The organism is Pseudoxanthomonas composti, from assembly GCF_004122095.1.
GTDB lineage: Bacteria > Pseudomonadota > Gammaproteobacteria > Xanthomonadales > Xanthomonadaceae > Pseudoxanthomonas_A > Pseudoxanthomonas_A composti.
This window is the reverse complement of record NZ_SAWZ01000004.1, coordinates 398,499-409,705: the sequence shown is the minus strand read 5'-3', so window position 1 is coordinate 409,705 and position 11,207 is coordinate 398,499. Positions and strand designations below refer to the sequence as shown.

At 69.7% G+C, this 11,207-nt stretch carries 11 protein-coding genes; 8 read left to right on the top strand and 3 right to left on the bottom strand.

The genetic code is table 11. The annotated features are described in order from the left end of the window. Positions 1–112: 112 nt before the first annotated feature. Positions 113–862: a GntR family transcriptional regulator gene (locus EPA99_RS10185; RefSeq protein ID WP_129471097.1), complete on the bottom strand. Its 750-nt coding sequence runs from the start codon at positions 860–862 to the stop codon at positions 113–115. A 149-nt stretch (positions 863–1,011) separates the two neighbouring features. On the opposite strand from EPA99_RS10185, the gene zwf reads away from it, so the two are divergent. From zwf to EPA99_RS10165, 4 genes are all read left to right on the top strand, one after another. After that, complete coding sequence (gene zwf, locus EPA99_RS10180) at positions 1,012–2,490, top strand: glucose-6-phosphate dehydrogenase (RefSeq protein WP_241688352.1); 1,479 nt, start codon at positions 1,012–1,014, stop codon at positions 2,488–2,490. A 43-nt stretch (positions 2,491–2,533) separates the two neighbouring features. Beyond that, the gene (pgl, locus tag EPA99_RS10175) at positions 2,534–3,244 is read left to right on the top strand and encodes a 6-phosphogluconolactonase (RefSeq protein ID WP_129471095.1); all 711 of its coding nucleotides are present in this window, start codon (positions 2,534–2,536) and stop codon (positions 3,242–3,244) included. Positions 3,245–3,369: 125 nt separating this feature from the next. Beyond that, complete coding sequence (locus EPA99_RS10170; RefSeq protein ID WP_129471094.1) at positions 3,370–3,888, top strand: c-type cytochrome; 519 nt, start codon at positions 3,370–3,372, stop codon at positions 3,886–3,888. Between the two features lie 437 nt (positions 3,889–4,325). Beyond that, on the top strand, positions 4,326–6,035 hold the full coding sequence (locus EPA99_RS10165; protein ID WP_129471093.1) for an ExeM/NucH family extracellular endonuclease: 1,710 nt from the start codon (positions 4,326–4,328) through the stop codon (positions 6,033–6,035). Between the two features lie 68 nt (positions 6,036–6,103). On the opposite strand, the gene EPA99_RS10160 is transcribed toward EPA99_RS10165, so the two are convergent. Together EPA99_RS10160 and EPA99_RS10155 are read right to left on the bottom strand one after the other, a co-directional pair. Further along, the gene (locus EPA99_RS10160) at positions 6,104–6,496 is read right to left on the bottom strand and encodes a MerC domain-containing protein (RefSeq protein ID WP_129471092.1); all 393 of its coding nucleotides are present in this window, start codon (positions 6,494–6,496) and stop codon (positions 6,104–6,106) included. A 78-nt stretch (positions 6,497–6,574) separates the two neighbouring features. Then, entirely contained in the window at positions 6,575–7,438 is an 864-nt protein-coding gene (locus tag EPA99_RS10155; RefSeq protein WP_129471091.1) for an EamA family transporter, read from the bottom strand. A 750-nt stretch (positions 7,439–8,188) separates the two neighbouring features. On the opposite strand from EPA99_RS10155, the gene EPA99_RS10150 reads away from it, so the two are divergent. From EPA99_RS10150 to EPA99_RS10135, 4 genes are all read left to right on the top strand, one after another. After that, on the top strand, positions 8,189–8,857 hold the full coding sequence (locus EPA99_RS10150) for an alpha/beta hydrolase (RefSeq protein ID WP_129471090.1): 669 nt from the start codon (positions 8,189–8,191) through the stop codon (positions 8,855–8,857). A gap of 29 nt (positions 8,858–8,886) precedes the next feature. Continuing rightward, positions 8,887–9,969 (top strand): cell division protein ZapE, encoded by a 1,083-nt coding sequence (gene zapE / locus EPA99_RS10145; protein ID WP_129471134.1) that lies wholly within the window; start codon positions 8,887–8,889, stop codon positions 9,967–9,969. A gap of 86 nt (positions 9,970–10,055) precedes the next feature. After that, positions 10,056–10,520, top strand: coding sequence for a MarR family winged helix-turn-helix transcriptional regulator (locus EPA99_RS10140; protein ID WP_129471089.1), 465 nt, complete (start codon positions 10,056–10,058; stop codon positions 10,518–10,520). Positions 10,521–10,634: 114 nt separating this feature from the next. Next, a complete protein-coding gene (locus EPA99_RS10135) occupies positions 10,635–11,063 on the top strand; it encodes an organic hydroperoxide resistance protein (protein WP_129471088.1) in 429 nt (142 codons plus the stop codon). Positions 11,064–11,207 lie beyond the last annotated feature (144 nt).

Here is an 11,207-nt window from a genome sequence, read left to right as displayed (position 1 = left end):
CTTCAGCCGCGAAGGGGCTTTACCGGGAAGGCCTCTTCGCGGCTGAAGCCGCTCCCACAGGGCACAGTACAGCTGGCTCGATTGCTCAAAGACAGCGCGTTCGATGCGCGCCTCAGTCGCTGTGCAACTCGGCGACGAAGTCGTAGGCATCGCCGCGATAGAACGAGCGCGTGTACTCCACCACCCGCCCATCGGCCAGGAACGCCCGCCGCTCCACCATCAGCCCCGGCGAGCCGATCGGCACATTCAGATGCCGCGCCGGCTCGGCTTCCACCGCCACCGCGCGCAGCCGCTGCAAGGCCCGACGCGGCCGGTGCCCCCAGATGTCCAGCGCCTCGTACAGCGAGGCACCGATCTTGGACGGATCCGGCAGCAGCGCCTGCGGCACCACCGTGCGCTCGATGGCGATGGGCGAGCCATCCACCTGGCGCAGGCGGTACAGCCGCACCACCCCACTGCCTGGCGACAGGTTCAGCGCCATGGCTTCTTCCGGCGTCACCTCGCCCACCCCGCGCTCGACGAACTTCACCTGCGGGTTCAGCCCGCGCTCGCGCAGGTCGTCGGTGAAGCTGGTCAGACGCGAGAACTGGCGGATGATGCGCTCGGCCACGAAGGTGCCGGCGCCCTGGCGTTGCACCAGCAGGCCATGGTCGATCAACCCGGCCAGCGCCTTGCGCACGGTCACCCGCGACAGCGACAGCAGCTGGCCCAGCTCGCGCTCGCTGGGCAGGGCCTGACCCGGCAGCAACACCCCCGTGTCGATCAGGTGCTGCAGCGCGCGGCGCAGGCGCATGTAGGCCAACGAGCGGGCGGTCTCGGACGCCTGCAGGCGCTGGTATTCGCGGGGAATGGCGGTCAACATGCCGGCAACCTACCAATGCGATACCACTGTTGCAAGTGGAATCGCCGCCAAGCCGCACGAGTTGAGGGAACCGGCGATTCGTGCCGAGCTCATGGTATTTCGATGGTATGGTTCACCTCCCCAAGCCCACGTGCCACGAGGCCGCCAGCGTGACTGCCAAGACCGTACCCGTTGACCCTTTCGATCTGGTGATCTTCGGAGGCACCGGTGATCTGGCCTTGCGCAAGCTGCTGCCCGGTCTGTTGCGTCGCTACGCCGACGGGCAGATTCCCGAGAGCGCACGCATCATCGGCGTGGCCCGCGATACCCAGACCGACGCCGAGTACCGCGAGAAGGTCGAAGAAGCGCTGACGCGCGCGATCGGCGACGACGCCGCGCTGGGCGCGCGGGTGCCGGCATTCCTGGCCAAGCTGATCTACCGCTCGCTGGATGCCACCAAGGACGAGGGTTGGGACGAGTTCGGCGCGCTGCTGAAGGAGTACCAGGACCACATCCGCGTGTTCTACCTGTCCACCAGCCCCAGCCTGTTCGTGGACTTCTGCACCCGCCTGCGCGACCAGGGCCTGCACGAGGGCGCGGCGCGCGTGGTGCTGGAAAAGCCGATCGGCAAGGACTCGGCCAGCGCCGCGGCCATCAACGACGCGGTCGGCGCGGTGTTCGCCGAGCACCAGATCTTCCGCATCGACCATTACCTGGGCAAGGAGACGGTGCAGAACCTGCTGGCGCTGCGCTTTGCCAACATCCTGTTCGAGCCGCTGTGGAACGCCAACCGCATCGACCACGTGCAGATCACCGTGGCCGAAACCGTGGGCCTGGAAAAGCGCGCCGGCTACTACGACACCTCCGGTGCGCTGCGCGACATGGTGCAGAACCACCTGCTGCAGCTGCTGTGCATGGTGGCGATGGAGCCGCCGGCGGCGATGCAGGCCGATGCGGTGCGCGATGAAAAGCTCAAGGTCCTGCGCTCGCTCAAGCCGATCACCCGCGAGGAGATCAACCAGGTCACCGTGCGCGGCCAGTACCGCGCCGGTGCCTCCGGTGGCGTGGCCGTGCCGGGCTATCTGGACGAGCTGGGCCGCAACGATTCGCGCACCGAGACCTACGTGGCGATCAAGGCCGAGGTCGACAACTGGCGCTGGGCCGGCGTGCCCTTCTACCTGCGCACCGGCAAGCGCCTGGCCGAGCGCGTCTCGGAGATCGTGGTCAGCTTCCGCCACGTGCCGCACATGATCTTCGACGAATCCGCCGGCCCGGCGCTGCCCAACAAGCTGGTGCTGCGCCTGCAGCCCGATGAGGGCGTCAAGCTCTGGCTGATGATCAAGGACCCGGGCCCGGGCGGCCTGCGCCTGCAGCATGTGCCGCTGGACATGAGCTTTGCCGAGGCCTTCGGCGTGCGCCAGCCGGAAGCCTACGAGCGCCTGCTGATGGACGTGGTGCGCGGCAACCCGACGCTGTTCATGCGCCGCGACGAGGTCGAGGCCGCCTGGGCGTGGATCGACCCGATCCTGGCCGCCTGGGACGAGCTGCGCGAAGCGCCCAAGTCCTACACCTCCGGCAGCTGGGGCCCGAGCGCAGCGGTGGCCCTGGTCGAGCGCAGTGGGCGCACCTGGAACGAAGACTCCAACTGATCCCACGCACCCTGCGTACCGACACCGAATTGAGGAGGCCGCGATGGACCTGTCCCGCGACTACACCCGCCTGACCCCCTTCGCCGATGGCCAGGCCCTGGCCGCCGGCCTGGCCGAGGCGGTGGCCGCCGACCTGCGCGCGGCCATCGCGCGCAACGGCAAGGCCGCCCTGGCCGTCTCCGGCGGCAGCACCCCCAAGCGTTTCTTCCAGCAGCTGCGGGACAAGGACCTGGACTGGTCCAAGGTCACCGTGACCCTGGTGGACGAGCGCTGGGTCGGCGAACAAAGCGAGCGCTCCAACGCCGCCCTGGTCAGGCAGGGCCTGCTGCAGGGGCCGGCCGCGGCCGCGCGGTTCCTGCCGCTGTATCGGGACCTGCCCGAACCGGAGCAGGCCCTGGCCGAGGTCGAGCACGACCTGGACCGGCAGGCCCTGCCGCTGGACGTGGCCATCCTGGGCATGGGCGAGGACGGGCATACCGCCTCGTTCTTCCCCGGTGGCGATTACCTGGGACGGGCCCTGGACCTGTCCAGCGGCGAGCGCGTGCTGCCGATGCATGCCGAAGGCGCCGGCGAGCCGCGCATCACCCTGACCCTGCCCGTGCTGGCCGCCAGTGGCCGCCTTTACCTGCATGTTGAGGGCAAGAAGAAGGCCGATGTGCTGTCCACCGCCTGCAGCGACGAAGGCGCGCGCTATCCCATCCACGCGGTGCTCACTGCGACCAATGGCGCAGTGGAAACCTACTGGAGTCCTTGAAGCAGCCGTGACGGGCTGCTTATGATGCCCGGGCTCGCGGCCACAGCCGCGGGCGGCGCCCCCACGCCTCTTTCGTCTAGAGTCCCAGCCATGCGCCTTGGCGGCGCACTGCCAGAGGGTGGAACGTGCGTAATTACGATCTGGAGTTCCTGAAGCGTTTTTCGATGGTCATCGGCTTTTTGGCGGCCATCACGATCGGCCTGATCGTCATCGCTTTCTTCCTGCACCGCTCGCTGCCTGGCGAGGTCTCGCCGACCGCGGCCAAGCGCACCCAGTCGCGCATCGCGCCGACCGGCGCGGTCTATGCCGGGGCCACCGGCGCGGCCGCGCAGGCCGCCGCCCAGGCCGCTGCCGCTGCGGCCGCCGCGGCCAATGTCGCCTACGGCGGCACCCTGGATGGCAAGACCATCTATGACCAGCTGTGCACCGCCTGCCACACCACCGGAGTGGGCATGGCCCCGACTCTGACCGCCTCCGGCTTCGGCGCCCGCGCGGCCAAGGGCAAGGACACGCTGTACAAGCACGCCATCGAGGGCTTCACCGGCCCGGACGGCGGCATCATGCCGCCCAAGGGCGGCAACCCGGGCCTGAGCGAGGAGCAGATCCACGCCACGGTCGACTGGATGCTCGAGCAGTCCAAGTAAGGGCGCCGCGGGGCTGAGTCCCCGCCGCCTGGGTTCGCCCGGCCGCCGGGCTAGGAAGATCACCGTTTAGTCGTGTGTGGCCGTCAGGGATCTTGTCTAGCCTCTCTGGCGCGGTCGAGCCCCGCGCATCGCCCTGTGGGAGCGGCTTCAGCCGCGAAGAGGCTTTCCCAATAAGGCCCCTTCGCGGCTGAAGTCACTCCCAAAGGATTCGTTTGGCTTCTCGAGATTCCCGTACCCGGCGATCCGTCGCGGGAGGCGCAGAAGGCTTCACATTGCGATGGGCCGCGCTCACCGATGTCCATCGCCCCTTGACGACATCGGCCGCGACATCTGCGACCCGGCGTTCCACGCCAACACGACCTGGCCGAGAATGGACAGCGCACAGGCCGCTCCAAGCCGGCCCGGCGTTGCTGCCCACCCCACGCCCTGGAAGTTCCATGCAATCGATCCGCCTGACTGCCGCCCTCCTGCTCGCCGTGTCGAGCCTGCCCGCCACGGCGGCCGAGGCCGTGCTGGACATCGGCCAGGTCCAGGGAACGCAAGCGCGCAGCCCCTACGAGGGCCAGGTGGTCAGCGTGCACGGCGTGGTCACCGCGGACCTGCGCGCCGGACTGGGCGGGGTGTTCGTGCAGTCCAGCGGCGCGGGCGATGGCGACCCGGCCACGCCCGAGGGGCTGTTCGTCAGGGTCGCGGCGGACCAGGCCCTGCCCGGGCTGCAGGTCGGCCAGGCCTGGCAGCTGCGCGGCAAGCTCATCGAAGACGGACGCGACGGCGCCTCCACGACCACCCTGGTGCTGGAGGGCGGCACGCGCCTGCCCGACGCGCCGCCACCGGAGGCGGTGGTGCTGACCGGCCCGCCGGCGCAGTGGTCGGCACTGGAAGGGATGCGCGTGCGCATCGATGCGCCGCTGACCCTGGGCGGCACCGACACCCGCTTCGGCGAGACCGTGGCCAGCTTCGACGGCCCGCTGTGGATGCCCAGCGAGCGCGCCGCGGCCGGCACCGCCGACTTCGCCCAGATCGCCAGCGACAACGCCCGCCGCCGCGTGCTGCTGGACGATGGCAGCGGCCAACGCGACCCGGCCAACCTGCCCTACCTGCCGCAGGGGCCGGTGCGCGGCGGTAGCGTGGCCAAGGCGGTCGAGGGCATCGTCGATGCGCGCCAGGGGCGCTGGCGCCTGCAGGTCACCGCGCCGCTGCAGCTGGAGCCGGCCGCACGCCCGGCACAGGCGCCCTACGTGCCCGGCAATACCCGCATCGCCGTGTTCAACCTGGAAAACCTGTTCAACGGCGACGGCCAGGGCGGCGGCTTCCCGACCCAACGCGGGGCCAAGACCGAGGCGCAGTGGCGCGCCCAAACCGCCAAGCTGGTGGCCACCCTGCAGCCGCTGCAGGCCGACATCGCCGCGCTGATGGAACTGGAGAACGACGGCTACGGCCCGGAGTCCTCGCTGGCGCAGTTCGTCGCCGCCCTCAATGCCGACGGCAGCGACTGGCGCTTCGTGGATGCCGGACACGGCCCCGGCGACAATCCGATCCGGGTCGGACTGCTGTACCGGGCTTCCAGGGTGACCCCGGTCGGCGCGCCGGTCGTGCTGGAAGGCGGCCCGTTCGCCGAACATAGCCGGGTTCCGTTGGCGCAGGCCTTCCGCCGCGGCGACGGGCCGGCGTTCGTGGTGGCGGCCAACCACTTCAAGTCCAAGGGCTGCCGCGATGCCACCGGAGCCGATGCCAACCAGGACGATGGCGCCAGCTGCTGGAACGCCACGCGCGTGGAGACCGCGCGCCAGCTGGATGCCTGGCTGAAATCCGATCCGACGCAGACCGGCACTAATCATGCGCTGATCGTGGGCGATCTCAATGCCTACGCCCAGGAGCAGCCGCTGCGGATGCTGCGCGATGCCGGCTGGGTGGACGCCTTCGCCCAGGCGCGCGTGGCCGCCCCCTACAGCTACCTCTACGACGGCCAGCGCGGCCGGCTGGACCACGCCCTGCTGACCCCGGCCCTGGCCCGCCAGCTACGTGGCGCGGCCGAGTGGCATATCAATGCCGACGAGCCGGACGGGGAAGGCTACGCCGGCAACAACACGCCTGGCCCCTGGCGCAGCTCGGACCATGATCCGATGGTGCTGGGACTGGATCTTTGAGGCCAGGAGTGAGCGGAGAGGAGTGAGGGTTGCGCAGAGCCCTTGCGGGCCTGCACATCCCCGCACACTCAGCAATCGCAGGGCGCCGGATGCGGGCGGCGGCGCCAGTTCCACAGGTGCGCCGAGGCCAGCAGCAGGCTTCCGGCCACGGTGAAGGGCGTCTCGGCCGCGTGGCTGGGCCAGCCGCTAGCGCCCAGCAGCAAGCCGGTCAGGCCCAGCACCGCCAGGGCGATCAGCCCGGCCGGCAGCGAGCGCAGGCGGTGCGAGCGCCACAGCGCCACACCGGCCAGGGGCACGGCGATGGCCGCGAAGACCAGGTGAACCCACTCGGCCTCGGCCCAGCTGGCCAGGGCCGGCAACATCGCGGCCAGCACCGGCAAGGCCAGGCAGTGCAGCAGGCAGAGGGAAGACAGGCCGATGGCCGAGGCATCGAACGCCGCCGAGGCGGAAGATGGCTTCATGACACGCAACTCTTTTGGTGACGTTATAACAATAACGCACCTGTCAAGCGCGGCCTTCACCCCTGCCCGGGTCTCTGCTCAACCCGCGCCAAGGGCGATCAACACGATGGCCGCCACGGCCATGGGGATCGCCGCCAGGTTCAGACGGGTCAGCCGCTCGCGGTAGAGCGCTACCCCGGCCAGGGTGCCCAGCAGCACCACGCCGATGTTCATGCTGGCGAACACCAGGGCCGGGTGCGCGGACAGCGCGCGATGCGCGCGCAGGTAGAAGTAGATGTTGCCGAAGTTGAGCGCACCCAGCAGCAGCCCGGCCCCCAGGTTGCGCCAGGTCAGGGCGGCGCGACCGCGCGCATGCCGCCACAGCTGCCAGGCCAGCATCGGCACGAAGGCGATGGCGAAGGTCGCCAGCAAGGACACCGCCAGCGGCGTGCCATCCAGGGCGATGCGCTTGAGCAGCACGTCCACCGCGGCAAAACCCACCAGCACCACCAGCGGCAGCCAGCGATCCGCGCGCGCGGACGCGCCCGCGTCCTGCCGGGGCCGGGCCAGCAGGCAAGGCAAGGACAGCAAGCCCAGCGCCAGGCCGGCCAGCCGCGGCGCGCTCGCGGTTTCCCCGAACAAGGTGAAGGCGGCCAGCAGCGAGAGCAGCAGCGACAGCCGCTGGGCGATATCGGTGCGCACGATGCCGGCGCGCTGCACCGAGCGCCCCAGCAACACGAACAGCGACGGCAGGATCAGCCCGAGCGCCAGCCAGCCCTGCCACGGTGCGTCCGGGGCGCCCAGCCGCGCGAGTTCGGGCTTGAGCAGCAGCACGCACAGCGCCGTGGCCGCCAGATAGTTCCAGGTCACCGCCTGCGGCACGTCCACCTGCGCCTGGCGCGCCCAGCGCAGCAGCACCGACACGGCCACGCTGCACAGCACGGCCAACACCACAAAGCCCATGCATCACCTGTCGATCAAGGCGCAAAGCGCGCGCAAGGCGCCCAGGCCGGGGCGCGCATCATACAAGCCGCCCCGGCGTGCCGGGCCACACGGCGGCTGGCCCGCAACGCTGTCCCAAGCGTTCGGCTCCTCCACCCGGCCTCAGCCGCGTGCGGGACCAAGTGCCCGCTGGACGGTGAGGAGCGGTGCTGCTGCGCGGCGAAGCGCCGAGCGCGACGCTTCTTCCGCACGTGAGAGAGGGGACGACGCGCGCCTTCCGGCTCTCGTCCGTCTTGCGCCTGCTGCCGCTTGCAAGGCGAGAGATCGCAGAAGGGCACGTCCCAGGCTTGCCCAAGGAAAAGGAGTCTTCGCTCAACGAGGGGAGAAGGCGCAAGGCGTGCGCGCATCACCGCTTCGGACGGCCCGCGGGCACGCGAAGCTGGGTCTGAAGAAGTGCAAGACCATCAGATGGCGGGCCTGGCCCCGGGTCGGGCATGGCGGAAAGCGGGCCATGGATGGCCCGCGGCGGCGAGTCAGCCATGGATGGCTGACCGAGCCGAGGCGCCATGCCCGGCTCGGGGCCAGGCGGGTTGGCGGAGTCGGCTTTTCACGACCCCGCCCATTGCACCCGGACGTCTTCCCTGCCCTGGACTTCGGCGGAGAACGAGGAAGGCAGCGTTCTCGCCGGCCGGCCAAGACGAGTCACTGCGCCTGTCGTCCAGCACGCCGCGCGGACCAGGCCGGACAGCCCCGCCCGGTATGATGGCGCCCATGACATCCCCCACTTTTCCCGATGCGTCCGGCAGCCTGATGCTGGACGGGCCGGCCGGTTCGTTGGAGCTGGCTGTCGATGTTCCCGAAGACCCGGCCACCGCCCGGCCGCTGGTCGCGGTGGTCTGCCATCCCCTGTCCACCGAAGGCGGCAGCCTGCACAACAAGGTGGTCACCATGGCCGCGCGCGGGCTGCGCGAGCTGGGCGCGACCACGGTGCGCTTCAACTTCCGCGGCGTCGGCGCATCGGCCGGCAGCTTCGACAACGGCCTGGGCGAAACCGAGGACCTGCTGGCGGTGGTGGACTGGGTGCGCAGCCAGCGCCCGGACACGACGCTGTGGCTGGCCGGTTTCAGCTTCGGCGCCTACGTGGCCCTGCGCGCCTTCGCACGCGCCCAGCCCGATGTGCTCATCTCCATCGCCCCGCCGGTGGGCCGCGAGCGCTGGGATTTCGAGAGCCTGGTGCTGCCGCAGCGACGCTGGCTGGTGATCCAGGGCGATGAGGACGAGGTGGTCGACCCGCAGGCGGTCTACGACTGGATCGACACGCTGGCGCCACAGCCCGAGCTGGTGCGCATGCCCGAGACCAGCCACTTCTTCCATCGCAAGCTGATCGACCTGCGCGGCGCGCTGCAGCACGGCGTGCGGCCCTGGTTGCCCGGCGCATGAACGCACAGGCCAAGACCGCAGGCGAAGGCATGCTGCCATCCCAGGCCTACCAGGCCGGCGTGGCGCGCGGCGACTGGCGCGACGATGTCGCCCAGCACGCGGCGCTGGCCGAGCTGGACCGCATCTACACCGGGCTGATGGATGGCGACCAGGACGGCTGGCTGGACCGCCTGTCCAGTTTCTGGAAGAAGCCCGAAGCCGTGCAGGGCCTGTACTTCTGGGGCGGCGTGGGCCGTGGCAAGACCTTCCTGGTCGATCTGTTCTACGACAACCTGCCGATCGCGCAGAAGTCGCGCACCCACTTTCACCGCTTCATGCGCAGCGTCCACGAGCGCCTGCGCGAGCACGCCGGGCAAAGCGATCCGCTGGCCAAGATCGCCCAGGAGTGGCGCAGCAACCTGCGGGTGCTGGTGCTGGATGAGTTCTTCGTCACCGACATCGGCGATGCGATGCTGCTGGCACGCCTGCTGCAGCGCCTGTTCGCCGAGGGCGTGACCCTGGTGACCACCTCCAACACCGCGCCTGAGAACCTCTACAAGGACGGCCTGCAGCGCGAAGGCTTCCTGCCGGCGATCGCGCTGCTGCAGAAGTACTGCAGGATCCTCTACGCCGAGGGCACCGAGGATTACCGCCTGCGCGCGCTGACCCACTCGCCGGTGTACCGCGCTCCGCTGGATGGCGAATCGGACAGCTGGCTGGCCCAGCGCTGGCAGCAGCTCACCGGCAGCCAGGCCCAGGCCGCGCAGATCGAGATCGATGGCCGCAAGCTGGCCATGCGCGGGCGCGACTCCAACGTGGGCTGGTTCGACTTTGCGGTGCTGTGCGAGGGCCCGCGCTCGACCACCGACTACATCGAGATCGCGCGTGAGTTCGGCACCGTGCTGGTCGGCGGCATCCCCACCTTCGACAAGCTCAACGAGGATGCCGCGCGTCGCTTCGTCAATTTCATCGACGAGGTCTACGACCGCCATGTCAAGCTGGTCTGCACGGCCGATGCCGCGCCGGTGTCGCTGTACAGCGGGCAGCGGCTGCAGGGCGCCTTCGAGCGCACGGCCTCGCGCCTGATCGAAATGCAGAGCGCGGAGTTCCTGGCGCGCGCGCACCGGCACTGAGGCCTGCGGCGACCGTTCGTCGGTCGCCTTCGCCCAACACGATCAATCGCTTGCAATTGAATAGCGCGCTATGTAAATTGCGCGACATGCCCTCCGCATCGGCCAGCACCAAGTCCACCAAGTCGCTGCTGCAGCTGGACAACCAGCTGTGCTTTGCGCTGTATTCGGCCAACCTGGCCATGCACAAGCTGTATCGCGGGCTGCTGGAGCGGCTGGACCTGACCTATCCGCAGTACCTGGTGATGCTGGTGCTGTGGGAAGGCGATGGCCTGACCGTCTCGGAGATCGGGCAGCGCCTGAACCTGGACTCGGCCACGCTGACGCCCCTGCTGAAGCGACTGGAAGGGGCGGACCTGCTGACCCGCGCGCGCTCGGCCCAGGACGAGCGACAGGTCATCATCTCGCTGACGCGCAGCGGCCGTAGCCTGCGCAGCAAGGCCGAGACGATTCCCGAGCAGGTGTTCTGCGCGGCGGCCTGCGAGCTGGACGAGCTGGTGCAGCTGAAGGACCAGTTGGAGCGGCTGCGCGGCAACCTCGGCAAGTCGGCCTGAAGCAGTCGATGCAGTCCATCAAGCCACACCTTTTATGTAGCGCGCTATTCAATAGCGCATAAATCCAAGCCACACTCACCCACGGCCTCAAGGCCATCTGCAAGGAGTCGTTCCATGGCATCCCCCGAAAAGATCCTCTATACCGCCCACGCCACCGCCACCGGTGGCCGCGAAGGCCGCGCCACCTCCTCGGACAAGGCGCTGGACGTCAAGCTGTCCACCCCGCGCGAGCTGGGCGGCGCCGGCGGCGAAGGCACCAACCCCGAGCAGCTGTTCGCGGCCGGCTACTCGGCCTGCTTCATCGGCGCGATGAAGGCCGTGGCCGCCGGCGAAAAGCTCAAGCTGCCGGCCGAGCCCACCATCGAAGGCAGCGTCGGCATCGGCCAGATCCCCGGCGGCTTCGGTATCGCCGTGGAGCTGAAGATCGCCGTGCCGGGCATGGAGCGCGAAGCGCTGCAGGCGCTGGTGGACAAGGCCCACGGCGTGTGCCCGTACTCCAACGCCACCCGCGGCAACATCGATGTGACCCTGACGCTGGCCTGAGCCACCTGACGGGATGTAGCGCACCCGGCCGGCGCCCTGCCGGCCGGGTGCGCGCTGTGCCGCTGCGCCTTCCCAGACCTCAGGTGTGCGGTCGCTGGAACAGGACGCCGCACGTGCGCATCCTCGCGCCTGGTCGTACCCTCG